General features: G+C 47.2%; 16 protein-coding genes and 2 pseudogenes. 15 read left to right on the plus strand and 3 right to left on the minus strand.

Features of this window, described 5'->3' with window-relative positions; all coding sequences use genetic code 11:
* Positions 1–15 precede the first annotated feature (15 nt).
* A complete protein-coding gene (locus tag J5067_RS07840; RefSeq protein ID WP_264628201.1) occupies positions 16–255 on the minus strand; it encodes a helix-turn-helix transcriptional regulator in 240 nt (79 codons plus the stop codon).
* A gap of 104 nt (positions 256–359) precedes the next feature.
* Between J5067_RS07840 and J5067_RS07845 the strand changes: the two genes are divergently transcribed.
* The 10 genes and pseudogenes from J5067_RS07845 to J5067_RS07890 all read left to right on the plus strand — a co-directional run bounded on the left by J5067_RS07845 (position 360) and on the right by J5067_RS07890 (position 6,249).
* Positions 360–617, plus strand: coding sequence for a helix-turn-helix domain-containing protein (locus J5067_RS07845; RefSeq protein WP_264646094.1), 258 nt, complete (start codon positions 360–362; stop codon positions 615–617).
* 87 nt (positions 618–704) lie between these two features.
* Positions 705–953, plus strand: coding sequence for a helix-turn-helix domain-containing protein (locus J5067_RS07850; protein ID WP_264646093.1), 249 nt, complete (start codon positions 705–707; stop codon positions 951–953).
* Positions 954–1,195: 242 nt separating this feature from the next.
* Positions 1,196–1,405, plus strand: a complete 210-nt coding sequence (locus tag J5067_RS07855; protein ID WP_264629054.1) for an AlpA family transcriptional regulator — start codon at positions 1,196–1,198, stop codon at positions 1,403–1,405.
* A gap of 2 nt (positions 1,406–1,407) precedes the next feature.
* Positions 1,408–1,992 (plus strand): DUF2857 domain-containing protein, encoded by a 585-nt coding sequence (locus J5067_RS07860; RefSeq protein ID WP_264646092.1) that lies wholly within the window; start codon positions 1,408–1,410, stop codon positions 1,990–1,992.
* Entirely contained in the window at positions 1,982–2,191 is a 210-nt protein-coding gene (locus tag J5067_RS07865; RefSeq protein WP_264628375.1) for a TraR/DksA family transcriptional regulator, read from the plus strand. The genes J5067_RS07860 and J5067_RS07865 overlap by 11 nt, the downstream gene beginning before the upstream one ends.
* A gap of 528 nt (positions 2,192–2,719) precedes the next feature.
* Positions 2,720–4,144 carry a hypothetical protein gene (locus J5067_RS07870; protein ID WP_264646091.1) on the plus strand — a complete coding sequence of 475 codons (1,425 nt, stop codon included), beginning with the start codon at positions 2,720–2,722 and terminating at the stop codon, positions 4,142–4,144.
* Between the two features lie 611 nt (positions 4,145–4,755).
* A complete protein-coding gene (locus J5067_RS07875; protein WP_264628132.1) occupies positions 4,756–5,082 on the plus strand; it encodes a hypothetical protein in 327 nt (108 codons plus the stop codon).
* Positions 5,069–5,180, plus strand: a pseudogene (locus J5067_RS07880) (hypothetical protein); the annotation flags it as partial. The gene J5067_RS07875 and the pseudogene J5067_RS07880, both read left to right, overlap by 14 nt.
* 229 nt (positions 5,181–5,409) lie before the next feature.
* Complete coding sequence (locus tag J5067_RS07885) at positions 5,410–5,640, plus strand: hypothetical protein (RefSeq protein WP_264628131.1); 231 nt, start codon at positions 5,410–5,412, stop codon at positions 5,638–5,640.
* Positions 5,641–5,703: 63 nt separating this feature from the next.
* Positions 5,704–6,249, plus strand: coding sequence for an immunity 42 family protein (locus tag J5067_RS07890; RefSeq protein WP_264628130.1), 546 nt, complete (start codon positions 5,704–5,706; stop codon positions 6,247–6,249).
* A gap of 302 nt (positions 6,250–6,551) precedes the next feature.
* Here J5067_RS07890 and J5067_RS07895 read toward each other — a convergent pair.
* Positions 6,552–6,907 (minus strand): annotated as a pseudogene (locus tag J5067_RS07895) (transposase); the annotation flags it as partial.
* Between the two features lie 598 nt (positions 6,908–7,505).
* On the opposite strand from J5067_RS07895, the gene J5067_RS07900 reads away from it, so the two are divergent.
* From J5067_RS07900 to J5067_RS07920, 5 genes are read left to right on the plus strand one after another with little or no spacing between them, the layout of a single operon-like run.
* Positions 7,506–7,784: a TrbC/VirB2 family protein gene (locus tag J5067_RS07900; RefSeq protein ID WP_264627749.1), complete on the plus strand. Its 279-nt coding sequence runs from the start codon at positions 7,506–7,508 to the stop codon at positions 7,782–7,784.
* 11 nt (positions 7,785–7,795) lie between these two features.
* Positions 7,796–10,492, plus strand: coding sequence for a VirB3 family type IV secretion system protein (locus J5067_RS07905; RefSeq protein WP_264646090.1), 2,697 nt, complete (start codon positions 7,796–7,798; stop codon positions 10,490–10,492).
* A 22-nt stretch (positions 10,493–10,514) separates the two neighbouring features.
* Positions 10,515–11,231, plus strand: coding sequence for a type IV secretion system protein (locus tag J5067_RS07910; RefSeq protein ID WP_264646089.1), 717 nt, complete (start codon positions 10,515–10,517; stop codon positions 11,229–11,231).
* A 10-nt stretch (positions 11,232–11,241) separates the two neighbouring features.
* Positions 11,242–11,469: an EexN family lipoprotein gene (locus tag J5067_RS07915; RefSeq protein WP_264646088.1), complete on the plus strand. Its 228-nt coding sequence runs from the start codon at positions 11,242–11,244 to the stop codon at positions 11,467–11,469.
* Positions 11,470–11,476: 7 nt separating this feature from the next.
* Positions 11,477–12,505, plus strand: coding sequence for a type IV secretion system protein (locus J5067_RS07920; RefSeq protein ID WP_264646087.1), 1,029 nt, complete (start codon positions 11,477–11,479; stop codon positions 12,503–12,505).
* Between the two features lie 19 nt (positions 12,506–12,524).
* Here J5067_RS07920 and J5067_RS07925 read toward each other — a convergent pair whose 3' ends face one another.
* Entirely contained in the window at positions 12,525–12,647 is a 123-nt protein-coding gene (locus J5067_RS07925) for a hypothetical protein (protein WP_264646096.1), read from the minus strand.
* Between the last annotated feature and the right edge of the window lie 28 nt (positions 12,648–12,675).

The raw sequence follows: 12,675 nt of genomic DNA on the forward strand, positions 1-12,675 counted from the left end.
CAAAACACGGCCCCACTACTCTCCTTGTTCACCGTGACCACGTTGGATGTTTCGATAGCGCGAGGGCCAGATTTTTTCCGGTTGTGTGTTTAACGCATCGGCAATCAGGCGTTCTCCTTTGGGCCAGTGGCGGGCTAACGTATTCGCTAATGTTGAAGACGCCAGTCCCGCTTTCCTTGAAAGCGCCGTCATGGTTGTCCCCCGCTTTTTTAAAGATGCAATGATGTCAGCAGGATGCCAGTCACCTTTTTCCATATCAGTCACTCCTCTCAGTAACAACCCCAACCAATTATCCCATTTTGGGATAACAACTAAAATGATCAATATTCCATTTTAGGATATCAGTCAAGGCTTGCGACATGGCATCAATTTATTCTGATGAATATCAAATGGTTATAAAAAAACTCCGCGATACCCGAATTCAGAAAGGTATGACCCAGGCAATGCTGGCGAAGTGTTTGGGGCGCCCACAATCTTTTATCGCCAAAATCGAAAATGGAGAAAGGAGGATAGATGTTGTTGAGTTTGCTCACATCGCTAACCTGTTATTGGTAGATCCCTCAGCGATTTTAGATAGAATAATCAATAAAAAACATGATGATAAACCTATGAGATAACGTTCAATAACAGACAATAAAATCCCATTTTGGGATTAATCATTAGAAAGCTGATAGTTGATTACTTATTTTTTACGGATTGAATTGATGGCCTCCATTTACTCTGATGAATATCAAAGCATTATTAAGGCATTACGTGAGGCTCGTATTGCTAAATGCATCACACAGGAAAATTTAGCGCGTGCGCTAAATCGTCCCCAATCCTTTATCGCCAAGGTTGAGAATGGGGAAAGACGGTTAGACATTGTAGAGTTTATCCATATTGCCCGCCTGCTCGCCGTAGATCCTTCCTCCATTATTGAAAAGATCTCAAAAAAATACAAGCCACTGGTTTAGATCATCTGTTTAAAGCCTGTAGGGTTAAACCCCAAATATTATAATCCAGAATCTCGCCTGAGAATCTGGATTTATTATCACTAACAACATGATACACCCTATCCCTCTGTCAAAAACGCCGATATAAAAACCCGTATTAAGCATTGGATGATCCGTAATACGGGTTCATATACTTCCTCTCCTACACCGTCTGTGTTGTTGTATTGATGCACATAACACCTTTCGGTTTCAGGAGGAAAGCAATGACATCTCATCAATTACTGCGCTTGAAACAAGTGAGAGAAAAAACAGGGCTTAAACGTTCACAAATTTATTTGTATATGAAAACAGATGATTTTCCGAAATCTATTAAAATTGGCCCCACCAGCGTTGCCTGGCTTGAATCCGAGATTAATGAATGGATTGAACAAAAATTATCTGGCCGTAGTCAGAAAAAACAGGAGGGTGAATAGCCATGAGCCCCTCACTCAATTACGTAATATTGATTGATGCCTTACGCGCGCTAAAAGAAGGGAACATTCGTTATTGCGAAAAATTAGGCTTCACTTACGATGAAATGAATGCGCTCAATCGAATTACCCTGGATGATTTTTTTATTATCAGCAGAGCATCTGCCCAGTTTATGAATGTGACCATTCACCATGAGGCGTTGCATCTTCTTCTGATCCAATCCGACCAGGAAGTAAAACTTCAGCATCAAATTAATCGGGCAATTTCGCTTGGCGGTTCGCTTAAGCTCATTAATCAGTATTTTGGCCTTAGCTGTCACGAAACATGCGCCCGTCGCCGATTGCTGGGTATCCGCGTTGCTCAGGGAAGAACACCGCATCCGAATGAAAATGTCGATATCGATATCTGGCTACGCTGGCAAAAGCACCGCACGGAAAACATCGAATCTCTCCATGCACTCGATGCCATGATGCTAATCACCGAGCAACTCTCTTGTACTGACGACGCTCCGAGCCTTACTGCTGTCTGGCATCTCATCACACGTTATGAAAAAGAGACGTTAATCAGGAGAAACGTGTATGCCGGATGACATCGATCGCGATCAGGGATTTAATGAGCAGCAGTTGGAAGCAATGATTGAAAAAAGCCGTTTTCAACCGGCCGTAACACCATCACTATTTCATTGTCGACTCTGTGGTGACCCCATTCCAGACAAACGACGTCAGACCTTGCCCGGTGTGACCACATGTATTTCTTGTCAGAAAAAAATTGAAGGCATTCGGCGCTAAAAATACAGCGTTAGACACAAAACATCTTTTTCGCTCGGGAACACAGAACACTAGGCTATGAATGTTCAGACTTGGGCTAGCGGTGTTCTGCGTTTTCACAGGATAAAACCTGACAGTCCGAAATGAGCGAGGACCGGACATTGCTTACATCGCGGTATATTAACCATCGGGGAGCAGGTCTCAGGAAGTGGCCAGGCGCGTAACTGAGCATTTATGGCCCTACTAGGCAGAGCCAACCTTGATAGCTTAATGTTTATCGATATCTGTATTTATTGAATGATTGTTCTTATGTGTCAAAGTTCTTGAGAGCTTTTTTAACGAGTTCATTGCTCACACTGCGGATGGGTGACAAAATGAAAATCGATAAGCGTTCCGAGCTAAACCTGTTATAAATCCTACCGACATCCCCTTTTTGATGCATAATGTTTTCACTCCGTTACTGACTAAAGGTCATAGGAGTTAACAACCCCTTGTTAGTCAGATTATGGACAATCACTTAAGTGAATATGGAATAAATAAGGTTTACGAATGACGGCCCCAAACTCCGCAAGCTATCCCATTCCTGCTGATTGGCAAAATTTTGAGAGACTTTGCATCACTTTGATGAGCGAAATCTATGGTTGCAAGTTTCAGGCCTATGGCCGTAGCGGGCAGCGGCAGAACGGCGTAGATGCGCTTGGCATTCTTCCAAATGGAGATGTAATCGCAGTTCAGTGCAAAGGTAGGGATCAAGGTTATGGTAGTAGACTTAAACCAAAGGATATTCATACCGCAGTTAGAGAAACTAAGAATTTCAAGAATAGAATCGCTTACTTCTACATTCTGTCGACCTGCCCAAATGATGTTGCTCTTGAAGATGAAGCCGTGCAGATTACTCAGTCGCATTTGCTTCAAGGACGCTTTCCGGTAACGTTTTGGGGGTGGCAGACACTTGAAAATCAAATTAGGAGGTATGAATCTGTACAGCGGGAACATTTTGGGTATTGGTTCAAGCGTTTATCCACTCTACAGTGGGCAATGCGAATTGCTATTGGATGTCTGTTGATCATTAGCAGTATTTACGTAGTTCATCAGTATCTAACTTATCACAATGCTCAGGTTGATCTCAGAGAGAACACGGATAAAGACATCTCTCAGTTTTTAACTCTGACCAATAAACTGGATCATGCATACAGCACATGTCTGAAGACCCTTGATGAAAAACCATTTTTATCATCATGGGAACTGGATACATTCTGTGCAAGACCGGTGTCAATATCGCTGGGGGAAATTGAATCTCAAGTGAAAGAAACTGGGTTAAATATAGACGCGCGTGCTTTTGACAATCTGTCCGCTATTTTAAAGATATTTCGTGTAGATTATAGGCAAGTGCTAATTGCGTCCGACAGAACCCGTTCATTTGAAAAAAATGTGCTACATAATATGAAAGCTCTTTGTCCGCCATTCAAGGATAAGGGGATTATGGATCGTATGTTCATTGAGCTAAGAGAACCTGCAGAAGCTGCACAAATAAGCCAGCTTGAGTTTTACTTTGTTCTCAGTGATTTCATAATGCCAAGTTTAGATGCGGTAAGGGCACAGGTTCTTGTCTCTACCAGGCAGATAAATAACCAGCAGATACCACAAACCCTTATGGAAGAAGCAAAAGAACTGAACCAACTTATCAGTGAGCGAAATAATTATAATATCGAACCACCACAGTTCCCATTTAGTCTAGCAGTAGTTAAGTCAATGAGCTCGCGGTCAATAACGTTAACTGGAGAGATGTCAGATCAAGTACAAGGAGAGGAGACTCGTTGGGCCAATTTGATGTTGGGAAGTATGGCTTTTGCAATGGAGGGCAATCCAAAAGAGGTTGACGAATTGGTTCAGTGCGGTTTATATAAAACAGAGACACCTAATATTATAAAAAATAGAAATCAAGAGAAAATTTTAAAATCACAAATTCAATAATTGGAATGAGAAGTAAAGATATTTTTTATTTTGAGAGTTATGCATTGCAAATAAAAGCACCACAAGGAGTTAACATGCCTGGATCAAAATCATATAAATTTGAAGTAAGAGATTGATGAAGTTGCCGAAAAGGCAATTGAAGCATTTAAATTATCTTATTACAAAACTGCTCATTCAAATCTGCATGACCCATTCATTAGATAGTGTGATTTTATTAATTCCGACCGTCGCTGTGCATTGGGCCACACTCCCTCGCCCATGCTGGCAAGGCTGTAACAAGCAACTTCGGCGGCCATATCAGCGCTCCGGATTAGGTCAGAATATGCACTTAATGTTTGCGATTAGTGACCTGCTCACCAGTGATTACTACAAAATGCTGTAACAACGTCCGCTCCTTGACACGAAGCAGACCTAAAGAAAGGCAGTTAGGTCTGCAGTGAGCGAAGTCCGGAAATTCGTTTTCGGGTAACATAATCCATATGCAAGAGGATTTCTAAAAGAGAATGGGGCGTCTAAGCGGGATACTTGCAACGATTCTTGCCGTATTCACCGTAAGTACTCTGTTTGGCGTATTTTTAATCAAATAGCAAACACCAATAAAAGGAATTTTCATGAACAATCTTCCATCTATGCCGCAGTTAGGGATTTATGTCTCAAAAATCGATCCCACCCTTTGCATCACTGTAACCGCCGTTGATATTGTCGATGACTCTCCTGATGATGAATTGTTTTATTTAGTCCGCTGGATCGAGGGGGAAGATGAAAGTGATATGTCTGCGATGGAATTTGAGCTAGATCCAGCAGAGTGGAAGGCTTTCGTTGAGTCTGAGCAATTAGTGTTTGAGCGCGATCCCTACATTGATTCAGTCCCTGAAAATTCAAACCTTGCGAAAATTCGGGATTTACTTATGAAAACTAAACAGAATGACCGTTCGTAAGCACCCATCAGGAAAGATGGCTTAGGGAGTGTTATCCATTTGGGACAAACGGCAAACGAATTCGCAAGCAACTTGTCACCAAAGGTGAAGCACTTTCTGTTCTGGCGTGTAGTTAATACGCGTTCTTCGTTTCATGGCAACACCCCCTTGATTAAGGATAGCGTTGCATCGACTCATTGAACTCACAACGAGGAACGGACGTTTACACCTCACGAACGAACTTAAATATAAAATTTTTCCAGTTATGCAGTGGCTATAAGGAATGTATTGACATGATATCTATGCCAAAATGAATTGAATTCAATCATTTACGGAGTATTGCAAATCATGGCTATAGTGTTCATTCCTGCCCTTGTTTCGCTGCTTGAAGCCAAAGAGAAGGACTTCAGACGAGAATTGACACGAGAGGATGTTGAGTCGATCCGAGATAATGCTACTGCTATTGAGTTACCTGCAGAGATTGCCTGGGACATGATCAAAAGCCTAGGCTATCCCGATATTGATGTGCAAAATGCCTGGGATGAGTGGTTACTATATAAAAAAACCATAAATTTTTAAGAGCATAGATGTTCTTCGAACAGAACTTCTCTAAATCGGTAAACTATTCGGTAAAGGAATATTATGATTTTTGGTGATCCCTATCGCTTTGCAATCTGGATTGAATACGTTCCGCAATGGGGCGATTCTATAAAGAATGGTTTCTTCTATTTCTTTTTGAACGGGAGTATGTATCCTAATGATATCCGCACATCGACCTTATTCGTTGATTATGATGATGTTATTGATTCTGAAAATGCTCTTATAGCTATGCCATGCGATGATGAAATATTTAATGCATCAACAGATGAAGCTTTTGAATATCTGTATAAAATGGCTTACCCACAGCCCACGCCAGAGAATGAATATCCTGATGGAATTTGTAAGTTCAATGCTTCACCCACGATCATTTTAGAATCTGGAGCATGTTTTTTTGCCGTTTCGAACAAAAATTTCGTTAGAATCTTAGGTGGTAAGGTATCTGAATTAGTCGATCATGGCGAGAGGCGCGTTTGGCAAGATATTAAACACCCTATTATAGAAGATATAACTATAGAAAAAATTGAAATTAATAAAATAATTTCAAGCTTTAAGAAATATACCACTTCTTTATTACAAATAGATCGTTAATAACATTCAAGGGCTAGGAATTTTGCATTTAAACTACTTATATTCTCATCTGAGAAAATCACAGCGAGGGCGTTTGTAACGCCCAGTATTCAGCTTAAATATACACGAAACTCCTCTATTTAATGGGCATCAACCATGTTGCAAACTTCCGCTTCACGCCCTGAGACATTCGACAAGCTTTTTATGGCTTCAGTAAGGGCGACTTTCGCGCTTCCAGTGCCAGCAAGTATTTCGCTTCGTCGTACAGGGTTTTGGTCTTCCAACAGCGGTAAATGATCCTTATCCATTTAAACGCTAGAGCCCGGATAACGTAGCATCAGGTCTAATGCCAGCTCAGCATCCTGCGGATCATCCTTCGTACCGCTGGGCCAGAAAGCCTGTCGGTAGCGGGCCAGTGACAAGGTGTGTACTGGAAAAACAGTGACAAATGGGTACTTCTGGAGGCATACACCACCGGGCCTTTCTTCAGCTCAACGGCAATAGCAATCCTGCCTTTTGCCTTCTGGTGTAACTCATTGAGCCAGATATCAAGCGCCTCAGGCGTATGTTCAATCACATGGAATATGCGATCACCATTTTTAAACTGAACGCAGATATCGTGTTTTTTATCCGCCCAGTCCAGACCAACATGAGCAGCAAACTGATCTATAGCAGTCATCACCAACTCCTTTTACCGGGGATTGGTATGCATTCCACGCTCTTCGAAAGAAATATAGTCAGCAGTTTGTCTGCATGCCCTGAGTATTCGTTAGCGAACGTGGAGCACTTACTGGCTCGAAAGCAAAGCGGCAATCATCAAATCACATGATTCTGGCACAATATTCGTAACCAATAAGCGCATACCCTGAATCACTTAAAAGTGTAACTCTCAGGGTTCGAATGACTATATCTGGCACAAAGCGGTCGGCCTGATTAGAGCCGTAAAGCGTCACCCCACACTTAACCAATAACGCTAACCCACTCTAAAAACTCCCCTTTTTTCTTCCACTTTTCCAATCAGAGTTTCCCCTATCGAAACATCTCTCCATAGCACACCCTACTCTCGCCAGCACCGCCTGGCGAACCACAGGGGCGTCTATTCGTCTCGGTACCGTATCGCTCTTTAACAACAGGGATCGGGCTGTCACATAACCACAATTCAGGGTGCCGCTGAATGTCCTCGCTGACCCGTTAGAACCGGAATGCAGGATCGGGATGTGACCGGTTTATTGCCTCAATACGTTGCCGTTACTTGTCATTTATAAGGAGCCGTCACCATGCACAAACGAAAATATTGGACCACGATGTTCATCACCCCATTTATTTCTGTACAGACGCTGGCCGCCGACAGTGGCTTTACCAAAGCCAACGACACGCTGAACCATACCTCCGCAGGCCTGCTCGGTCTGGCCGCTGCCACCATCACGTTGGCTACCATGTGGATAGGCTACAAAGTGCTGTTTGACGGCAAGAGCCTGCACGACATGCGCAACGTGATCATCGGGGCCATCCTGATTGTCGGTGCCTCCGGCTTCGGTGCCTACTGGGCCTCCTAGGAGAAAAACCAATGACCACGCTGAATAAAGCGCTTACCCGCCCCGCCACCATCATGGGTATTCCGCTGGTGCCCTTCGTCATCGTCAGCGGCTTCATCCTTCTGTTGTCGGTCTATATAAGCTATTCCCTCGCGCTGTTACTGCTCCCGGTCTGGGTAGAAATGAAAGTGAAAGCCAGAGCCGACGTACATTATTTCGGGCTGTTGTGGCTGGCGTTTAAAACCCGGGGGCGGTTTGCCACCAATAAACGGTTTGGCGTCAATGCCCTTCTGGCCGGGCAATACGATGCCGTCGATATCTCGGAGTTTATGCAAACGATGAAATTAAACCAATGCATCACGCTGGATAACTACCTGCCCTATTCTACTCACGTTCATCCTCAAGTTATCAGGAACCGTTGCGGTGATTTTGTTGCCACCTGGGAAGTGGATGGAACCCTTTTCGAGGGTGAAAATGAGCATCACCTGACGTTAATGGCAACTCACCTTAATAACGTCATTCGCGCGTATGAAGGGTTGCCGGTGACGTTCTACGTGCACCGTATCCGGGAAAAATACCACGATGCCTTTGCCGCAAACTCGGGTATCCCGTTCTCAGACGAGGTGACCGAACGTTATTACCAGCCGGGTAAAGACAAACCGTTGTGGCGACATCGCCTGTTTTTTACCCTCTGCTATGCGCCCCGCTCCGAACTTGATGAGGCCTTAAACGTGATGCTGGAATACCGGGAAAATCTCTCGAGCGCGTTATCACGCTATCAGGCACAACCGCTGGGTTTATTCGAAGAAAAGCGCCGGGTGTATTCCTCACAGCTGTCATTTTATCACCGCCTGCTCAGCGGAAAATGGCAGCGCGTGGCAGTCACCCGCACCCCGTTTTACGACCTGCTTGGCACATCAGACCTGTTCTTCAGTACCGACACCGCCGAATGCCGCACCCTGTGGGGATCGCGTTTCTTTCGCGCTCTGGAAATCAAGGATTATTCACCGGAAACCGCGACCGGATTGCTGGATGCGCTGCTGTATGCCGAAAGCGAATACGTTCTGACGCAGTCCTTCACCTGCATGGCGCGCGATGAAGCACAACAGCATATCCGGCTGGCAGAAAAGCGGCTGAATGCCACCGACGATGATGCGCTTTCGCAGCGTGAAGAACTGATTGTGTTGCGTGATTTACTCCAGTCCGGACATGTGTCGTGCGGCAAATACCACTTTTCTCTGCTGGTATCGGCCGACAATGCCGACCAGGTGGTGAAGGATAGCAACACGCTGGCCCAGCCCTTTGCCGATCTCGGCATCATGACTACTCTGTCTACGCTGTCGCTGCCTGCCGCGTATCTGGCACAGTTGCCGGGTGTGTATACCCTGCGCCCCCGGCTGGTGGTGATCAGCAGCCAGAACTATGCGGACATGGCAAGCCTGCATAACTTTCATCCGCACAAGCGGGACGGCAACCCGTGGGGCGAAGCCATCGCTATTCTGACATCACCCGGTGGCGGCGGTTACTGCCTCAACCTGCATGACAGTCAGGTCGGACGCGATGACTTCAACGAAAAAACGCCGGGCAATACCGCCATTATCGGTAAAACCGGATCGGGCAAGACCCTGCTGATGACCGTGTTGCAGCAGTTGATGCAGAAATACCGTAACCCGGCCACGTTTGCCGGATCGGCCACCATCAAACGACTGACCACCGTGTATTTTGATAAAGATCGGGCAGCGGAGATGGCGATCCGCCAGATGGGCGGCCATTACTTCCGTATCCGCTCGGGTGTTGCGACCGGTTTTAACCCGTTTTCACTGGCCCCCACTCGGCGCAACATCGGCTTTATCAAGCATCTGGTGCGCATGCTGTGTCGTCGCAACGGCGCACCGTTAGATCCGCGCGACGAACAGCGGATCAGCACCGCCGTGGAAACCATCATGCTGGACTACCCGCAGGCATACCGCCGCTTTGGTATCACGCGACTGCTGGAAGTGCTGCCCGAAGCGCCGACCAGAGAGGCCAGAACCAACGGGTTGCGTATCCGCCTGAAACCCTGGGCGCAGGGCGGTGAATTCGGCTGGGTGTTTGACAACGAGCAGGACAGCTTTGACATCGGTGACAGCGATAATATGGGCATCGACGGCACCGAGTTTCTGGATGATGACGACATTCGCGGGCCCGTCACCTGTTACCTGTTGTACCGCGTGACCGGCCTGCTGGACGGTCGCCGACTGGTGATGTTTATGGATGAATTCTGGAAGTGGCTGGCCGACGTCGAGTTTTCTGACTTCTCGCTCAACATGCTCAAGGTGATCCGCAAGCTGAACGGCATCTTTATCGCAGCCACCCAGTCACCGGATGAAATCGTCAGGCACCCGATTGCCCCGGCCATCATTGAACAGTGCAGCACACAACTCTTTCTCGCCAACCCGAAAGCCAGCCGTACCGATTACGTAGAGAAACTCAAAGTCCCGGAAAGCGTTTACGACATCGTGAGAAACCTTGATCCCGGTGAGCATTACATGGTGGTAGTGAAAACACCGTTACACACTGGGGAGACCCGCCCCTTTATCGCACTGGCAAAAATGGACCTGTCCGGCCTCGGCAGACTCACCAAACTGCTAAGCGGGACGGAAGACAACCTGAAGCTCTTTGACACGCTCTATCAGCCAGGAATGCCGCCCGGTGAGTGGAAAGAAAAATTCCTCGCGTTAGCCATCTGACACCACCACAGAGGTGATCACTATGCCTGTCCGACACGCCATGCTGGCGCTATCGCTGCTTATTGCCCTACCGGCCATCGGCGGCGGCATCCCGGTATTCGATACCATACAGAACGCCGAATCCATCAGACAGTGGACTCAGGAATTAAAGCAATGGGAGGAGACCGTCACCCACTATAAAAGCCAGCTTGATGCCTATCAAAAGCAATTAGCCACCGCAACCGGCATTCGCGATATTCAGGGTTTTCTCAGCGAGACCCGAAACCTTAAAACCGATATTGATGCGTTACGTAAAAACGGGATTTCACTCGATGCGTTACTGACTCATCCGGACGGGGAATATTCCTCGGCGCTGAATAAGCTGTACGACAAATACCAGGCTTTTAATGTATGCAACCCGGCCAGCGCATCTGACTACTATCAGGCCATCTGTCGGCAAATCGTCCTCAATCAGGCGCTGGCGATTGAGCATACCCGTGACGTTGAAACACGCATCGGCAACGCGCTCAACGATATAGCCCTGTTATCCAAGCGCATCACCGATGCCAAAGACGCAAAAGAATCACAGGATCTGGCCAATGCCATAGCAGCCAGAAGTGTGCAATTAAACGTACTGACTCACCAATGGGAGATGACCATCAAACAAGCCGAGCAACGCGCCACATTGCTGGAACAGCAACGGCGACAGGCATTCGACAAGCAACAAGCCACGGCCCCCATTCCTGACTTTAATCACTGAGAGGTCAACCATGAAACCCCCTTTTCTCTTTTATCCAACCCTGCTCGCTACGTTATTACTGGCAGGGTGTGATTCTCCCAAATCAATAGCGTGGTACAAGGCGCACCCGAATGAATTAACCGTCCGATATAAAGAATGTGAATATTCCGGTAACGATTCTCAGGATTGCCGCAACGTGCGTGAAGCACGGTTTCAACTCAGCCAGGAGAACGCCCCGGTTCCCAACGTCAACCAATGAGGTCCCCATGTCAGCAGGTCTCTTTGTCGGAATGGACAAGGCCATCACTGACGGGTTACATGCCGTACTGCAGGGGCAAACCGCCGTGTACGGCAATATGATCCGAGTTATCGCCGTCAGTTCATTCACCTTGTTTATCACTTATCGTGGCTACCAGACGCTCGCCGGAAAACTTCAGACCCCGGTTGAAGATATCGCCTGGGATATCGGACGCATGGCGTTAATCATGACGTTCGTGTTAAATCTCGGCGGCTGGCTGGATATTTCCCTGCTCGCCATTGATGGATTGCGGGAAGGCGTCAGCGGCAATGACAACGTCTGGGCATTACTGGATACGGTGTGGGAAAAGACCCAGGCTATCGCACAACAGCTCTATCAACGGGATGAGTCAACCTACCTGAAGTTGAATGGCAGTCTGGCTGAAGGTCTGGTGTGGGGCGGTGCGCTCATCACCTTATTGCTGGGCACCACCGTTAACCTGCTCGCTGAAATCACTCTTCTGTTGATGACCACCACTGCCCCGCTGTTTATTTTCTGCCTGCTGTATGGGTTTCTGATCCCGATGTTTAATAACTGGCTGAAAATTATCTTCACCGCCATTCTTACCGTGATGTTTTCCGCCTTGTCGATACGTATTGTGATTAATTACCTCAACGGGGTATTCGATGAGGCGACGCATTTCGCCGACAACGCCAATATCATCACGCTGGGCGCGCAATGCGCTATTGCCGGAGCCATTGCGGGCATCATCATTTTCTTTTCAGCCAAAATCGCCAGTGCATTAGCTGGCGTCGCCGTTCACGCAACATTACAGGGTGCAGCAATGGCGGGCATCGGCGGCGGAATAAGAAAATCCGCTGAGGCCGCCAAACCCACCCTCAAAGCGGGTGCATCCGCAGCCAGACGGGTAGCAAAAGGCAGTATTACAGCGGGTAAAGCTATTGCCGGCAGTACCGGCAACGCAATCTCCGCCTGGCAAAAACGCGCCGCGTCCATCGAAAGTATGAAACACCTCAACCTGCAACGTCACCGCTAAGCATTCCTCCCCTATTCCCTCATCGTGCAATCACCACGCCGACCGGCGCGGTGGGGTCACGTTCATCATCGAAGGAGTTGCCATGAAAGCCAGCCTGTTTCTCCTGCTGCTGTGCGCGCTTATCGGCTGCGCACGGCATCACGACGAGCTCCCGCCGGTCTCCGGCGACC

It is taken from the genome of Candidatus Symbiopectobacterium sp. NZEC151 (genome assembly GCF_025962655.1).
Taxonomy (GTDB): domain Bacteria; phylum Pseudomonadota; class Gammaproteobacteria; order Enterobacterales; family Enterobacteriaceae; genus Symbiopectobacterium.

Excerpts from the sequence above, each read along its gene's own strand:
- J5067_RS07840 (WP_264628201.1), bottom strand. The coding sequence starts at position 255 with ATGGAAAAAGGTGACTGGCATCCTGCTGACATCATTGCATCTTTAAAA.
- J5067_RS07845 (WP_264646094.1), top strand. The coding sequence starts at position 360 with ATGGCATCAATTTATTCTGATGAATATCAAATGGTTATAAAAAAACTC.
- J5067_RS07850 (WP_264646093.1), top strand. The coding sequence starts at position 705 with ATGGCCTCCATTTACTCTGATGAATATCAAAGCATTATTAAGGCATTA.
- J5067_RS07855 (WP_264629054.1), top strand. The coding sequence starts at position 1,196 with ATGACATCTCATCAATTACTGCGCTTGAAACAAGTGAGAGAAAAAACA.
- J5067_RS07860 (WP_264646092.1), top strand. The coding sequence starts at position 1,408 with ATGAGCCCCTCACTCAATTACGTAATATTGATTGATGCCTTACGCGCG.
- J5067_RS07865 (WP_264628375.1), top strand. The coding sequence starts at position 1,982 with ATGCCGGATGACATCGATCGCGATCAGGGATTTAATGAGCAGCAGTTG.
- J5067_RS07870 (WP_264646091.1), top strand. The coding sequence starts at position 2,720 with ATGACGGCCCCAAACTCCGCAAGCTATCCCATTCCTGCTGATTGGCAA.
- J5067_RS07875 (WP_264628132.1), top strand. The coding sequence starts at position 4,756 with ATGAACAATCTTCCATCTATGCCGCAGTTAGGGATTTATGTCTCAAAA.
- J5067_RS07885 (WP_264628131.1), top strand. The coding sequence starts at position 5,410 with ATGGCTATAGTGTTCATTCCTGCCCTTGTTTCGCTGCTTGAAGCCAAA.
- J5067_RS07890 (WP_264628130.1), top strand. The coding sequence starts at position 5,704 with ATGATTTTTGGTGATCCCTATCGCTTTGCAATCTGGATTGAATACGTT.
- J5067_RS07900 (WP_264627749.1), top strand. The coding sequence starts at position 7,506 with ATGCACAAACGAAAATATTGGACCACGATGTTCATCACCCCATTTATT.
- J5067_RS07905 (WP_264646090.1), top strand. The coding sequence starts at position 7,796 with ATGACCACGCTGAATAAAGCGCTTACCCGCCCCGCCACCATCATGGGT.
- J5067_RS07910 (WP_264646089.1), top strand. The coding sequence starts at position 10,515 with ATGCCTGTCCGACACGCCATGCTGGCGCTATCGCTGCTTATTGCCCTA.
- J5067_RS07915 (WP_264646088.1), top strand. The coding sequence starts at position 11,242 with ATGAAACCCCCTTTTCTCTTTTATCCAACCCTGCTCGCTACGTTATTA.
- J5067_RS07920 (WP_264646087.1), top strand. The coding sequence starts at position 11,477 with ATGTCAGCAGGTCTCTTTGTCGGAATGGACAAGGCCATCACTGACGGG.